Source organism: Paenibacillus rhizovicinus, assembly GCF_010365285.1.
Classification (GTDB): domain Bacteria; phylum Bacillota; class Bacilli; order Paenibacillales; family Paenibacillaceae; genus Paenibacillus_Z; species Paenibacillus_Z rhizovicinus.
The window spans coordinates 2,683,171-2,698,607 of sequence record NZ_CP048286.1; the positions used below are offsets into that span (position 1 = coordinate 2,683,171).

Consider the following 15,437-nt stretch of genomic DNA (forward strand, 5'->3'; position numbering starts at 1 on the left):
ATTTAACAATTGGATGATAGATTTGGTAGGCAGCGAATAATTCGACCGATTTCTGCAGAACGGGAAGCAGAAACAGAAAAGGATGGCATATAATGACGGTTTGGCGATGGCGTTTCTTTCTTCCGATTTTCATGGCGATGCTGGTGCTTCTGTCTTGTGAGCATCGAGCGGATGCTCATGGCTACAGCGCGACATTCTCGACCTTGGAGTTGTATCAATCCAAGACGGAGCTTACGTACGCGCTCGATGAATTATCGGTCATAGAGCTTGTCGGGGGCGATACCAATCAAGACAAAACGCTCGATTCCGAGGAGTTCGCAGCGGTGGATCAGAAGCTGCTGGCAGTCCTGCAGAGCAGCATCGATGTGAAGATTAACGGAGAAAGCGCGGGGTGGGCCCACGTCGAGAGTCTCGCCATGCACCCTAAGAAAGCGGTGCTGAAAGCCTCCTTCCCCGCGGTAGCGGCATCCCAGCAAATCCAGCTGAGCGATCAATTGTACTTGAACGATAAAGCGAGCAATTACGTAAACCTGCTGACGGTTTATAACGGAACCCAGAGAAGCACCGCGGCACTCGCGGGCAGCAACCGGACGTGGTCGCTGAACATGACGGCAGATGATTTTGCCGGATTGCAGCCGGGCGATGCGTCTCCTCAGCAGCAACTGCCCGATGAGACAACTTCATCGAGCGCGACGGACGGCTGGCTGTCCTTCTTCCTGCTGGGGATGAATCATATATTATCGGGGTACGATCACCTCTTGTTCTTATTCTCCCTGCTCGTCGCCAGGCAAACGTTCAAGCAGTACGCGGCGACGATCACGGCGTTTACGATCGCGCATTGCATTACCTTGGCCTTGACCGTCACGGGCGTGATCCATGTCTCCTCGCTTTTCGTGGAGCCGGCCATCGCGCTGAGCATTTGTTATGTCGCTTTGGACAATTTGATTCGCAAGAAAGTCAGCTACCGGTGGGTATTGACCTTCGTCTTCGGGCTGATCCACGGAATGGGTTTCGCGGACATCCTGACGGAAATGAATATTCCGAAGAGCAATTTGGCGGTGGATTTGATCAGTTTCAATGTCGGCATCGAAACCGTTCAGGTGGTCATCGTTGCCCTGGTACTGCCCGCGTTAGCTCTTCTTTATCGCTGGAAACACTCGAGACAGGTGGCCGTCGCCTGTTCCGCCGCGGCCCTGATGCTTGGCGGACTGTGGCTTGTCGAGCGGGTTGTTTCAAATCTCTAGGCCAATGCCTCCTGCGCAAAAAACCTTATCGCAACGCGATAAGGTTTTTTGTCTTTGATTATAAATTCCGGCCTATTCCCACTCGATCGTTGCCGGCGGCTTCGACGTGACGTCGTAGACGATACGGTTAACGTTGTCGACCTCGTTGACGATACGCACGGAGATTTTCTCCAGCACATCCCAAGGAATACGCGCCCAGTCGGCCGTCATGCCGTCGATGGACGTTACGGCGCGGATGCCGACCGTGTACGAATACGTACGCGCGTCGCCCATGACGCCGACGCTCTTCATGTTCGGCAGCGCCGTGAAGTACTGCCAAATCTCGCGGTCGAGACCGGCTTTGGCAATCTCGTCGCGCAGGATCGCATCAGAATCGCGAACGATCTTCAGCTTCTCGTCCGTTACTTCACCAAGCACGCGGATCGCTAGACCCGGACCCGGGAACGGCTGGCGCCATACGATTGCTTCCGGCAGGCCGCACTCTTCGCCGACTTTGCGAACTTCGTCCTTGAACAGTGCCTTCAGCGGCTCGACGAGCTTGAATTTAATGTCTTCCGGCAAACCGCCGACGTTGTGGTGCGACTTGATCGTTTGCGCCGTCGCCGTACCGCTTTCGACGATATCCGTATACAGCGTGCCTTGCGCGAGGAACTCGAAATCGTCGAACTTCGCGGATTCCTCTTGGAACACGTAGATAAACTCGTTGCCGATGATTTTGCGTTTCTGCTCCGGATCGTCGACGCCTTTCAGCTTGCCGAGGAAGCGGTCTTTGGCATCGATTTTGACGACTTTCATATCGAACTTGCCGACGAACGTCTCCATGACGCCTTCCGCTTCGTCCTTGCGCAGCAGGCCATGGTCGATGAACATGCAAGTCAGCTGATCGCCGATCGCCTTATGCAGCAGGATCGCCACGACCGACGAATCCACACCGCCGGACAACGCGCACAGCACTTTGCCGTTACCCACTTGCGCGCGGATGTCGCGGATCGTATCGTCGATGAACGTGCTCATGCTCCAGTTGCCTTCGCAGCCGCACACGTTGTACAGGAAATTGCGGATCATTTCGTTACCTTGCACGGAGTGGCGCACTTCCGGATGGAATTGCACCGCGAACAGTTTGCGGTCCGGGTGGCTCATCGCCGCGATCGGCGCATGGTCCGTGCTCGCATCGACGCGGAAGCCTTTCGGCAGCTCGACGACATGGTCGCCGTGGCTCATCCATACGGTTTGGCGCGTTTCCAAGTCCTTCACGAGCTCGCTGCCCGCTGCGAAATCCACTTCCGCCTTGCCGTATTCGCGCTTGCCGGCGCGTTCGACTTTGCCTTCAAGCTGATGCGCGATCAGCTGCATGCCGTAGCAAATGCCGAAGATCGGCAGGCCCAAATCATAAATCGCGGGATCTACGAGCGGCGACTTCTCCTCATATACGCTTGCCGGTCCTCCCGAGAACACGATGCCTTTCGGCTGCAGCTCCCGGATCCGTTCCACCGAAGTATTGTAAGGCAGCAATTCGCTGTATACGCCCAAATCACGGATGCGTCTTGCAATCAACTGGTTGTATTGTCCGCCGAAATCGAGGACAACGATCATTTCATTTGGCTTGTTCACTTTTGTAGGAGCCTCCCTCAAATCATTGTGTCAATTATATATAGGCAGTATGGGACAGTCAAGGAAACGAAATGCATCGATTGCAAGGCGAAAAAAGAAACCGCTCCCATGGATTTCGGAACGCAGCCGGCGAGTAATCGGCCAGGAGAAAGGACGCTGCGGCGGCGGCGTTAAACTGCTCCTCTGTCATCGCGGGCATCGAATTTCCGAATACCTGCTGCACGCTCAGTTTCTTCGCGAAGCGAAGGGCCGGACCTCTCAGCGCTTGAAGAATATGGACGCCGGGGCTAGCGCAAACGCCACAGAGCGCTTACGAACCTTACAAGCCTTATTGTTGGCTTTTGCGGCCGTTTGCGATTCTAACGGATCCTGCACACGCTATTTGACTCCGTCGTACCCATCTCGTTCGATTTTCGCTCGACATTACTATTAATAAGCTTCCCAGGATTCGTTAGGAATCCAATGAGCGCTAAAATCACCAAATAGCGCATGCTGGATTCTTTACAGGTGAATGCGCGGATTTCACCGTACACGCTGAGAGTCTGAGAAACCGGCACATGGTTAAAGGCAAGGGTCGGTATCGGGGTGGAGCGGTAAGCTCGAAAACAATAAAAAGCCGAACAGAGCGCGCAACGCTCCGTTCGGCTTTCCTTATCCCCTATGCGAAGCATCGGCCTGTCCGGTATCCATCGGCTCCGCGCGTTCGGTCCGATTAAGACTGTTCGGCCGCTGCTGCGGTGGCTGCAAGCGCCTGCTGCTGTTTGTTTTTGGCCAGTTTCAAGTAGCCGTAGACATTCTGGAACTCGCTGTCTTCCACGAAACGCAGGCGAATGGAGCCTGCCGCGTCGTTCAGATAGCTCCGCAGCGCGGCTGCGCCGCCTCCGAGTACGTAGAAGCACTGGATGTCCGGGTTCTTCTTCCACCGTTTCACGATGAGATCCAGCACCTTGTTCGCCGCGCGGCTGAAATAATTGTCCACGATCGGACTAATGTCCGCCTGTCCTTCGCCGATACGGTGGATCACATAGTCGCCGCTCTTGATGCGCTGAATCAATTTCGTCCGGCTCGGGAACCGGTGGCCGAATTGGTCCTCGACGTCGCGAATGATTTGATCCAGATAGCCGGCAAGGCCGAACTGCTCGCCCGTGCTGAATTGATTGTCGATGCTCATCCGCTTCACGACCGGGAAATCCGTCGTCAGCGCGCCCATCTCGCAAATGCCGATGCAGCCGTAATACAGCTCCTCGTTGCGAACGGCGAGGTTGTCGTGCGTTGCCATATGGAACAGCGCCGCCGCGCCTTCGATGGACACGACCGCCCGCTTGATGATGACCTTGATGGAGCGTCCGCGCAGCTTCGGCGTGGAGAGGAAAGTGACTTCGTGCTCGCCGACGAGCCGTTCCTCGAACGCTTTGTGAAAGCCTGCATAAGTACGAACCGGCAGTCCCGTGCCGACGATATACTCCACGACTTGGCTTGTCTGCGTTTCGGACGGCTGATAGGAGCTGCTCGTCAGCCCGGCGTAAGCAAGGGCGGTCAGCGCCACGATCAACGCTTGGTCGCTCGTTGCCTTGTTGTCGGTTTCCTCCAGCTCGGAGTTATCTTGATCTTCCATCGCGAGCATGCCCACGAAATACCGCTGGTTGTTTCTCTTCAGCTTCGGGCTGTAGATCCGAACGTCCAGCGCCTTCAGCGGCGAATCCTCTTCTTGAAAAATATGCCGTTCATAGCCGGGAGAGAGAATGCTGGGAATGACGACAGGCTCCGTCGAGCCGTCGACCATCAATTTAATGCTGTCGTTTCCTACGTCAATGCCTGCGAGCTTAATCACGTTCTGTTCCTCCGTTCATATCTTGAAGCATGCTTGGACGCGAAGTCCGGTCGTTCTCCGCGGCGCGCGTTATGCCCGTATTGGGTCAAAATTTCGCCACCATCCGACAAATTCCTCTTTTTTCCGCATCTTGGATCAAATTTGTTTCAAAGCTAAGTTTTTCGCGATCAAGTGCCGAAATTAATCGGTATATGTTTTTATTCGGCAAGATCAATCCAAATCGTTAAGGAGGCAGGCATGAAGAAGAAACGGCGTTTCTCCGGCGGCCGGTTTACGTTTCTCGTCCTTCCTGACGACGGCGGTCCTTCCGTGCGATTTCGGGCTTCCACCCTCCTTCTGGCGGCAATACCGATTCTCATCCTCGCACTGGCCGCGACCGCGTCGACGCTGTACTTGCTTCAAGAACGCAGCGAATGGAAAATGGACCGGCTCCATCAGCAAATCGCGCTAAGCTCCGGCTCGTATAAAAGCGAAATCGCCTTCAAGGACGCCTCGATCCGGCAGCTGCAGAAACAGATGGTCGAATTCGCCCAGCAAGCCGAAGACGTGCAGTCGCGCTTGGATCAATTGGACAAGCTGGCATCGGCCATGCAGTCCTTTGTCGGATTCGACGCGCCCGGCGGCAAGACCAACGCCGAAGACGGCGTCGGCGGCGAGCTCTTCGCCGCAACCGATAACGACTATCGTCAGCTGATCGACGGCATGGACGAGAAATACGCATCGCTCGACGCCCGGATCGGCGAGCTGAAAGAGGCGCTGACCCGTACGCATACGGAGGTGCAGAAGAAGAAACAGCAGCTCCGAACGACGCCGACGTTCTGGCCGACGTATTCGCAGCGCATCTCGTCGCCGTTCGGCGTGCGGATCGATCCGTTCACGAGCAATCCCGCCAAGCATACGGGGATCGATATCGCAGGCAGCTTCGGCGATCCCGTCTTTGCCGCAGCCGACGGCACGGTGGCCGAGACCGGGTTCAACAGCGCCCGCGGCAATTACGTTCTGATCCGTCACAAACAAGGCCTATCGACCAAATATATGCATCTGTCCAGTATTTCCGTCACCGCCGGCGACGTCCTCAAGCAGGGCGATGACATCGGCCTGATCGGTTCCACGGGACGCAGCACGGGACCGCATCTGCATTTCGAAGTGCTGGAGCACGATGTGCCCGTCGATCCAAAACCGTATTTAAATATGGCTATGAAGGGGATGCCGACCGATGTTCAAGTTCTGGAAAAAAGACAAGATTAGCACATTGCTGACCGACACGTTCATTGGCGAGGGCACGATCATCGAAGGCGCCATTCGCTCCGCGGGAAGCGTCAGAGTGGAAGGCCAGCTGCGCGGGGACCTGTTTGCCGAAGGGGATGTCGTACTGGGCGAGAGCGCTTTTGCAATTTCGAACATTACGGCCCGGAACGTTGTTCTGGCCGGTCAAGTGACGGGCAATGTACGCATCAGCGGCAAGCTGACCATCGCGTCGACCGGGAAATTGTACGGCGACATGGATGCGGCAACGCTTGCGATCGATGAAGGCGGTATCTTTCAGGGCAACAGCGCCATGGACATGGGCGAGCCTGTCGTCAGCCCGATCGAACGGCGGGCCGGACGCGATCGCCGCGCGGCAGCCGATCCCGACTGGAAGGGCGAAGAACGCCGCAGCGGGATCGATCGACGGGACAAGGAAGCGCAGTCGAGCCTGCTGATGAAGAAGATCAGTTTCCGGGCGTCAGAGAAGAACAACGCCGCCGATGCAAGCTCGGATGACGCGGAACTTCAAGCCGCCGGAGGTTCGCCAACGGTTTCTGCCGATCCGCTGCGGGAGAACGGCCGGGCGTTCATGCAGAATATGAATGCCGGCAGCCGGCGCAGCGAAGGACTGAGCGAGGATGAGCGCGCGGCGCTTGGGGTTCCCGGACAAGCAACCAGCCAAGCGCCGCAGCAGATGGCCGTGGCGATGGCCGAAGTGGCGGCAGCAGCTTCCGCAAGTGCGGAGGTGACCGGAGAATCTGGCGAGCTTGCGGGAGATTCGGCTGCTGCGGGAACCGGGGATGCTTTGCATGCGGATGTGGCGGCTCCGAGCGGCGAGGTTCACGATGACGACGTGTTGCACTTAGCGTCTTCTGCTGTGCAGGGCGTTGAAGAGGCTGCGGTTTCTTCTGGTGAGGAGGCTGCTGGCGAGGTGGAGGTTGAGGCTTCGTGGAGTGAAGATGCTTCCGGCGAGGTTGAAGCTGCGGGGAGTGAAGACGATTCGCTCAGCGAAGACGCGGATGGCGTTGCGACTATGGCGGCTGCGTTGGGTGACGATACTGTAGGCAGCGCTCCGGGGAGCGAAGGTGCTTCCGACTTGGAAGTTGAGATTCTGGTCAGCGAGGATGCTTCCGGCGAGGCGGAAGTAGAGGTGCTAGTGAACGGGGCCAGTACTGTTGATGCTGCAGAGGCTTCATCGGCAGCGATTGTTTCGGAAGCAGCAGCTGGCGGCAACGAAGCTTTTGGCTGGACCGTCTTCGAGCCGTTGAAGGACCGACATGTCGAGTCTGACTCGGCCCAAGAGACGAACGCCGTTTCGGGACTGGATGCAGCCGTTGCGACGGAAGCGGTCCCGATTCCCGCCGGCTTCGTTGATGAACACAGCCGTCAGCCCGTCCAGACCCCGAGCAGCGCGTACGCGTTCGGCTTCCAAGACCGGGCGAATTCCTACGGCAACGGCAACGGAGAACAGGCCAAGCCAACCGAGGAATCGTCGGGCAGCAAGTCGACGACGAACCGCAAGGACGAAGAAGCGGCTGCTTTGCTGCGAAACTGGTAGTTTCAATAGGATGTATTGGATTACAAACTTAGCTTAAACATACTTAAACATACAAGCGATTAGTAAGACAGCGGGCCGCTGCCCGCTGCGCATGCCGGGGTTGGTTGGATAACCGCCTCGGCTTTTTTGTTGTTTGTATTCCTGGGCCTTGGAATAATAAAATCCGCAAGCCGGGGGCTGTGCCCGGCTTGCGGATTTTTGGGTTTATCGGGCTTAAGAAGACGCTCCCGGCTGGCGCGGTTTGACGACCGTGCTGACCAGCTCGGCCATTTGCTGCTGCGTCGGAAGACGAGGCGCGAACGCGTCGAACCGCGCTTCTTCGTCCCACCGCACGAAATCCGCGACTAGCGGCGCGGTCAGCGGCGGCAGGCGCAGCGCCGCCGCGTATTCGCGCGCCGTGCGGTGCGGAGGCTTCGCGCCGCACTGCTTGTACAGCTCGCGCCACAAGGCGTCCGCGAGCTGGAGGAACTGGCTGCGGGCCGCGGTATGCCGGCCCGCATTCAGGGCGCTGCCGTACCGGCGCAGCGCCGTGCCGAACGCGAAGCGTTCGTGCCTGCGGCGCCACGCCAGGGCGAGCCCGGCCGCGCCCGTAACGGCTGCGGCGCACGCCGCCATGGCCCACGGCGGCGAAGCCATGGCGCCGCGGCCCGCGTCCGCGAGCGCATGCGCGCCGCGCGCCGCGGCAGCGCGCAGCTGCGCGGCCAAACGCCCGGCTGCGCTCCGGGCGCCGGCGGCTTCGCCGCGATCCGCCGCCGGCGCGGCATCGCCCGCCGCGGCGGCATCCGGCTGCGCCCCCTCGCCCGCCGGCGCGGACGAGGCGGCTGCGCCGGCGGCACCGCTATCCGGTGCCGCAAAACCCGGCGTCGGCTCGAAAGACAGCCAGCCGACGCCCGGAAACCACACTTCCACCCAAGCATGCGCGTCGCTCGCGCGCACGGTGTACAGGGAGGCGTCGCCTCCATCCGCCGGCAGGCCGGGTTCGCCCGGCGCAAAACCTTTCACGTACCGCGCGGGAATGCCCTGCGTCCGCAGCAGCACCGCCAGCGCGGAGGCAAAATGCACGCAATACCCTTGCTTTTGCCGGAACAGGAAATCGTCGACGAGATCCGCGCCCCCTTCAGGAACCTGCGTATTCGTCAGCGTGTACGGATAATTCGCCTTCAAATAATCGACGATCGCTTCCGCCTGCGCATACCGGTCCGTCGGATTGCCCGCGTCCTTGAGGATTTGCGCCGCAAGCTCGCCGACCCGCGCCGGAAGATCCGTCGGAAGCTGCGTGAACACGCGCTCTTCCCGCTCCGTCATCGACAACGGAACGGAGGCGTCCTTCGCGCTGCCGGCAGCGTTGATATCCCCTTGCGCTTGCGCTTTCGCCTCGTTCGGAATCACCGTCTCCACGGTGTACTGAACGACTTGATCCTCATCGCCGGACGGGTACAGGGCGCCCGAGAACGCATCCTGCCAATACTTGCCGCTATCGTTCTTCGGCGAACGCTGCAGCTTAAGCGCCGTAATTCGCGCGTCCGCGCCGCCGGTAAACAACGGATAGCCGACCGTCGGCCGGGCAGGCGTCACGGTCTGGACGAACACGCCGGCACGCGGTTTGCCGGAATCGCTCGTCACGTTCCGCTTCAGCCAATCATGCTCTTCCTGCTCCCAGCCCTTCCCGTTATAGAAGGCTTCGCTGTCCCCGCGCAAATACCCGGCTTCCTGCGAAGCTACCGTGAACAATACCGTGGTATCCGGAGTCAGCGGACCTCCAAGGCGGCGGTCGTCGAAGCCGTAGCCCGTCTTGCCCGACCCGCTCAAGCCCGTCTCGGACATGGCTTCCTGCGCTGTCGTGGCTGCGGGAGCCGCGCCGCCGTCGGCCTTGTCCATTTGCTCCTGACCCCACTGGATGGCATCCGCGGCCCATGGCGCCTGCTCCGAAGTCGTGCCGCTGGACCAGCCCCAAGCCGCACCGACACTCGCCGCCATAATGAGGACGGCCAGCCAAGCCGCGCCGCTCCACCAGCCGAGCGACCAGCCGGACAACAAGCTGCCCTCTCCGCCGCTGCCGCCCTTCCCTTTGGCGAACAAATCCGGCATGCCCGCAAGCCGCTCGATGCGCGGCGCCGTCACGAGCGCGCTCAGCACCAAGCCTTCCGCACATGCCCGCAGCAAGCCGGGAAATACCTCCAAGCCCGTAAATCCGTACAACAGCAGCAAATATACGGCCGTCAGCGCGGTTAGTCCCAGCCCCCACTGCCGCAGCCACATCAAGGACTGCACGGCGATCGCCATCATGCCGAGTCCGGCTATGAGCAGCAGGGTCCTCATTTCCCCGGATAGCATGAACTGGCCCTGCGCGATGCCTGCCGCATCATGACGGAACGCGCGCACGAAGCCCTGCATGGATTGCGATAATGAACCGTAATGAGGCTGGAACAAGACGAGCACCGCTCCGAGCGCAATGCACCCGTTCATCAGCAGCGCTGCCCATGTCGGCGGCACGAACAGCCCAACGGCCAGAAACAATCCCACCGCCGTAAGCAATGGACTGATCTGGTATAGCTCCGTGTAGGCTTTCAACTGCTCGAGCGGCAGCAGCCATTCCACGATCAGGCCATACAACAGCAGGCTCGTTATCAAACGTCTGGAGCCGTAACGGAAGAAATGCAGCCCTTCCCGTTCCTCCGACCGTTTGGACAAGCGTGCGGCTCCGACAGCCGAGCCAGTCGTGGCGCCGCGGCCAGCGGCCTTCGGCGAACCGCCGCCGGATGATGAAGCCGCAGCCTGCTCAAGTCCTGCGATCTCTGCCTGGCCGCTCCCGGCCAAAACAGCCTCCGTCTGCCCGGCAGACCAACCGAGCTTATCCTCCTGCGGCTTCGACATGAACCCCGCCCCCTTCTCTGCCGGAGCGCACGGCAGCGTCCTCGACGCCCGGCTTCATGCTTCCGAAATGCTTGGGCATCGGCATCGCTCTCACGAGGCAGCCCGTGCCTTGCAGCCGCTCCCGCCAGCTTTCGGCGGCCGCATCGCCCTTATCGGCCGGCACGGACAAAAGCAGCAGCAGCTGAATTCCCCTCACGCCCGCCAGCTTGGCACCGTAAGTAATATTGCCGGGATCGCTCGAAGGTCTGGCGATCGCTTCGGCGCTGCCCGTCATGCCCGCCGTCAGGCAAATCACGGATGCGCCGCGCGGCGCGCCCGCGACGACATCGGACAATCGCTGCGACATCGGTTTGAACGCCTCATCCAGCCGGAGCTTCGCAAGGCGGATTTCGGCTTCCCGAAGATCGGCTCCCGCCGCCCCGTCGAAGATCAAGCTCTCCGCGGCGGAGTTGGTCAGCAGCTTTACGCTCTTCCCTTCCCGCACCGCTCGTTTCATCATCGCCGCCGCCCGGCCGGCGTTGGCATCGAATAGCCTGCGCTCCTTGCCATACGCGGACGCGGAAGTTTCCAGCATAATGATGACCGTCCCCGCTTCGGCCGCTTCGCTCATGCGCGTCTGCATGCCGAGCCCTCGCGCCATCGCGCGCCAATCGACCCGGCGCAGCGAATCGCCGGGAATATAACCGCGCAGCTCCGGTCCCGCTCCGTCCCTGCGCAGCCGGGATGCCGCGGCCATCATCTGCCCGCCGAATGCGGAGACAGGCTGCATGCCTTGCCGGGCTTGCGCCGCTTCAAAGCCCGGCAGCTCGCCGAGCTCCTCTCCGGCCGGCGCCGAAGGCCTGACGATCGCATGGCCCGGGCAGGCAACGACGACGGTACGCACCGTTAGTCCCAACATATCTCCGGCCGTCACGGTCAAACGGCGGAATTCGAGTTCTCCCCGCAGCAAACCGTTCACCTTATACGTCAGCGTCAGCCGGCGGCTGAAGCCGGGAAGCAGCGCCCGCATGATATGTATGCCGCTGCCTTGCGGCGCGCAGGCGTTCGCGATCTCTTCCTGCACGCATACCCACATGAACGGCAGCATGCGGCTAAGCCTGATCGTCAGCGCGGCGCGCATTTCGCCGCCGTCTTCAAGGTTCTCGGCATCATAGACGATCCGTTCCGCATGAATGCGGCCCAGCGCCGCATACGGAAGCAGCAGGCCGCCTCCCGCCGCCAGCACCGCGACGGCCGCGAACAGCCACTCTACCGCTCCGCCCCGTTCGATGAGCGCGAATAGGCCGAGGCCCAATATGACCATCGCCATAATTCGCGGCATCATCCGGCTGCGCAGCCTGGAGGCTGCCGGTTCCTGGAGCGCGCTTTCCGGCAACGGTTTAACCTCTCCGGGCATCGCAGATCCGTTCCTATTCCCTTGCTGCGTTCCCGCCGTTCTCATCTTCGGCGCCCGCCTTCGGAGGCCGGCATCGGCACGGGAGACGAGGTCAGGATGTCCTCCAGCACCTTCGCGGGGCTGTTCCCTTTCACCCATGCCTCTTCCCGCAAAAGCAGCCGGTGAGCCAGCACGGGTTCGGCCGTATGCTTCAAATCATCCGGCACCACATAGCGTCTTCCCGCGACGAAAGCCGCGGCCTGCGAGGCGCGGATCCAATCCAGCGTCGCGCGCGGACTTGCGCCGAGCTGCAGCTCCGACGAAGCGCGCGTCGCGCCGACAATATGCACCGCATAGGCAAGCAGCGCGGGATGGACATGCACCGTCTGCGCGTCCTTCTGCATGCGCAGCCACTCCTCCGGCACGATGACCGGACGAAGAAGCTCCGGCAGCAGGCGCTGCCGGCCGGAAGCCAGCATGCTGATCTCATCCTCCGGAGCAGGATAGCCGATCGAGAGCCGCATCATGAACCGGTCGAGCTGCGCTTCCGGCAAGGGGTACGTGCCGTCGTCCCGCAGCGGATTTTGGGTGGCGAGCAGCATGAACGGCGACGGCAGCGGCCTCGTCTCTCCGTCGGCCGACACGCTCCGCTCCTCCATCGCTTCCAGCAGCGCGGACTGCGTGCGCGGCGGCGTGCGGTTGATTTCATCGGCTAGCACGACATTCGCCATCAGCGGCCCTTGGCGGAAGACGAGCTCGCCCCGCTTCCCGTCCCATACCATCCCGCCGACGACGTCCGCCGGCTGCATGTCGGACGTAAACTGAATGCGGCGGAATTCACCGCCTATTACCCGGGCAATAGCCCGCACGAGCAGCGTCTTGCCGACGCCTGGCACGTCCTCAAGCAGCACATGACCGCCCGCCAGCAGCGCGCTGAACACCTGCGATACGACTTTTTCTTTGCCAAGCAGCACGCTGTTAACCCGCGCCAGCATCAGCTGCAGCGATTGCTGCGCCGCTTCCGGCCACATATCCGGATCCAGTGCGTGCAGCGGCTCGCCGCCTTTTTCGCCTTGCTGCGTTTTTGGAATCATTTTCGGGCTCCTCTCCTACTCTTCCATCCTATTGAATCGTTCTACCTGCTAGTTTCGCCATCAACAGCCCCCTTTACACCTCCGGAGGCCCCGAATGCGGCATCAAAATTAACAACACGGACGCATGTTTGATTTTCCACGATATCTGTAATTGATTATTGTGGAAATTATGGTCTATGTATCCATGCGGAAATGATATAATTCCCCTATAAAGGAGGCGCTTTCTTGTCCAACAAAATGCTATATCGAGGCACGCTCTCGTTCGGATGAAGAAATTAGAGCGCAAGCGGCATCGACCCCCTCGTCATCCCCAAAATTGAAGGAGGCCCGTTTCATGCAGGAACTGTCATTGGAACAGCGATTAATCATCGTGGCGGAAACCGTAAGATTGACCGAGAAGGCATTCGCTCATTGGGAGAACGCAAGCATCGGACCGGATGAGCTCGGAAACGTGATGGAGGAGTGGTTCGAAAAAGCCTCTCATGCGGAGCGGCGGGCCGACTTTCAGCACGTCATGTGGGCGTACTTCAGCAAGCTTCGCAACGGACATTCCAATTATTTCGATCGGGCCATGCCGTTTCCGTACGGCGGAATGCTCGGTCTTGCGCTGATCGAAGCGGACGGCGAATGGGTCGTGAACGGGGATCATTCCGGCTTATTGAAGCGCGGCGATTCGGTACTGAAGATTGGAGGCAGGACGCTGGGCGATTGGCTGGAAGAAATCGGGTCGCTCGCTGGCATGACCGATTGGAGATCGAATATCGCCCGGCTGCCCTACTATCTGTCGCAGCTTCTGCCCGACGAGCGGGTCGAGGTGGAGATTATGGATCAGCTAGGAACCCGCCGGTGTGTTAGCTTGCCTCGCAAACCGGTCGATTTCGAAGCTCTTAATCAAGGAGAAACGACGGGGCGGCGGCTGCCTGGCACTGAGGTCGCATACATTCGCATACCAAGCTTCAATCACCCCAAATTCGAGGAGCAGGCGCTGCTGCTTCTGGAGGAATACCGGGATTCCGCGTCGCTTATTATCGACGTCCGGGGCAACGGCGGCGGCTCGACGCCAGGACGATTGACAGACAAGCTTATGGATCGTCCGCATCGCTGGTGGACGGAACGGTCGCGCCATCCCGAGTTTCTGAACCGTCGGCATCCGAACGCGAAATTCCGGTTCGCCGACGATTACGGCTACGCGGAATGCAGTTCCGGTTATGCCGATCCCGCCGCGGATGCTTACGCGGGTCGGCTTATCCTGCTGGCCGATCGGTTCACCGGATCGGCGGCCGAGGACTTCATCCTGCCGTTCCGGGACAATGGCAGGGCGGTTATCGTCGGCGAGCGGACATTCGGATCCACCGGCCAGCCGGTCGCGCGAACATTCGATAACGGCAATATTAGCGTGACCGTCGGCGCCATTCGCGCGTTCCTGCCGGACGGCACTCCCTTCGAAGGCGTCGGCATTGCGCCGGACATCGAGATCTCACTAAGCAGGGAAGATCTCTATCAACAACGGGATGCCGCGCTTGACAAGGCGGTTGAGCTGCTACGGACAGGGGCTGAGCGCGTCCTTTCTTAAGCTGGGGGAGCCAGTGCCGCATTCTTCTTTTATTGACTACGGACCGCTTAAAGGGAGAGCGAGCAGGCTCCTCAGCCGTTTCCGCATCTGCTATATTCATTGAGAATCGAGGGCTTCCGGTATGGTAGAGGAACTGATGCACGAGATTATTGCCGCTCGGGTGCTGCCGATGGCAGTGGACCAATGGAGCAAACTAAGGGGCGGGAGCAATAGCACCGTTTGGGCACTCGGCACTTCGGACACGCCGCGTCTGTTCGTCTTCAAAGCCAATGAACCCGAGATCATTGCCGCCGAGACTCGGTTCTACGGCATGTATCAGGGGATCCCGCTGTTCCCCGTCATCCGCTACGTCGATCCGCAGTATCGCTTTTATCTTTACGATTTTATCGCCGGCGACACCGACTACGATCGCAAGACAAAATCACAACTTATGCCGGAGCTGTCCGACCGTATTATTCGCCACTACATTCATTCGGAACATGCGGATGAATTCGAATGGGTGGAAGCTCCCGAGCGCATCGACGGAGATCTGATTTATTCCCGTACCGTCATTGGCGATCACCTGAGCCCGGCGGATCATGAGCTTGTTCGAGCTATCCAATCGCGCAGAAGCACTAGGCTTCTGCGGGAAAACCTTTATATTCTGCATGGCGATTTCGGCGTGCACAACTTCTTGTTTCGAGATGGGCAGCTCGCGGGGATCATCGATCCGTTTCCGAAGATCGGGCGGCCCTTGTACGATTTGCTGTATGCCTTTTGCTCGTCTCCGGATGATTTGCATCTTCCGATTCTGCTTCAAGCGGTTGAGCGCGCCGGTCTCCCCCCGATGCACGAGCAAGCGTTGATCGAAGACATGCTGATGGCCATGTACTTCCGGATGGCGACCTGCCTGACGTACCATTCTGAGGACATTAGCCGCTATCAGGAGGCGTGGAGCGAATGGAGGCAATTGCAGCAAGGCGGCGAGGCTAGAGCGTTAGGGAGCTAGCCTTAAATAGCAGCGAGAAGGAATGCAGCAATGGGCAGCAA

The 15,437-nt window shown here is 59.8% G+C and carries 10 protein-coding genes; 5 read left to right on the forward strand and 5 right to left on the reverse strand.

The window, feature by feature from the left end; translation table 11 throughout:
- Window positions 1-92: 92 nt before the first annotated feature.
- On the forward strand, window positions 93-1,244 hold the full coding sequence (locus GZH47_RS12035; protein ID WP_162640306.1) for a HupE/UreJ family protein: 1,152 nt from the start codon (window positions 93-95) through the stop codon (window positions 1,242-1,244).
- 72 nt (window positions 1,245-1,316) lie between these two features.
- On the opposite strand, the gene guaA is transcribed toward GZH47_RS12035, so the two are convergent.
- Window positions 1,317-2,855 (reverse strand): glutamine-hydrolyzing GMP synthase, encoded by a 1,539-nt coding sequence (gene guaA, locus GZH47_RS12040; RefSeq protein WP_162640307.1) that lies wholly within the window; start codon window positions 2,853-2,855, stop codon window positions 1,317-1,319.
- Window positions 2,856-3,567: 712 nt separating this feature from the next.
- Complete coding sequence (locus GZH47_RS12045; protein WP_162640308.1) at window positions 3,568-4,686, reverse strand: ParM/StbA family protein; 1,119 nt, start codon at window positions 4,684-4,686, stop codon at window positions 3,568-3,570.
- A 237-nt stretch (window positions 4,687-4,923) separates the two neighbouring features.
- Here GZH47_RS12045 and GZH47_RS12050 point away from each other — a divergent pair, with 237 nt between their 5' ends.
- Window positions 4,924-5,934 carry a M23 family metallopeptidase gene (locus tag GZH47_RS12050; RefSeq protein WP_162640309.1) on the forward strand — a complete coding sequence of 337 codons (1,011 nt, stop codon included), beginning with the start codon at window positions 4,924-4,926 and terminating at the stop codon, window positions 5,932-5,934.
- Window positions 5,903-7,492 (forward strand): bactofilin family protein, encoded by a 1,590-nt coding sequence (locus GZH47_RS12055; RefSeq protein ID WP_162640310.1) that lies wholly within the window; start codon window positions 5,903-5,905, stop codon window positions 7,490-7,492. Before GZH47_RS12050 ends, GZH47_RS12055 begins: the two co-directional genes overlap by 32 nt.
- Window positions 7,493-7,705: 213 nt before the next feature.
- Here the strand turns inward: GZH47_RS12055 and GZH47_RS12060 are convergent, their stop codons facing one another.
- From GZH47_RS12060 to GZH47_RS12070, 3 genes are read right to left on the reverse strand one after another with little or no spacing between them, the layout of a single operon-like run.
- Window positions 7,706-10,366, reverse strand: coding sequence for a transglutaminase-like domain-containing protein (locus GZH47_RS12060; protein WP_162640311.1), 2,661 nt, complete (start codon window positions 10,364-10,366; stop codon window positions 7,706-7,708).
- The gene (locus GZH47_RS12065) at window positions 10,344-11,807 is read right to left on the reverse strand and encodes a DUF58 domain-containing protein (RefSeq protein WP_162640312.1); all 1,464 of its coding nucleotides are present in this window, start codon (window positions 11,805-11,807) and stop codon (window positions 10,344-10,346) included. Before GZH47_RS12065 ends, GZH47_RS12060 begins: the two co-directional genes overlap by 23 nt.
- Window positions 11,804-12,835, reverse strand: a complete 1,032-nt coding sequence (locus GZH47_RS12070) for an AAA family ATPase (protein WP_225446458.1) — start codon at window positions 12,833-12,835, stop codon at window positions 11,804-11,806. Before GZH47_RS12070 ends, GZH47_RS12065 begins: the two co-directional genes overlap by 4 nt.
- 334 nt (window positions 12,836-13,169) lie before the next feature.
- On the opposite strand from GZH47_RS12070, the gene GZH47_RS12075 reads away from it, so the two are divergent.
- Entirely contained in the window at window positions 13,170-14,408 is a 1,239-nt protein-coding gene (locus GZH47_RS12075; protein WP_162640313.1) for a S41 family peptidase, read from the forward strand.
- 121 nt (window positions 14,409-14,529) lie between these two features.
- Window positions 14,530-15,396 (forward strand): phosphotransferase, encoded by an 867-nt coding sequence (locus GZH47_RS12080; protein ID WP_162640314.1) that lies wholly within the window; start codon window positions 14,530-14,532, stop codon window positions 15,394-15,396.
- The last annotated feature ends 41 nt before the right edge of the window (window positions 15,397-15,437 follow it).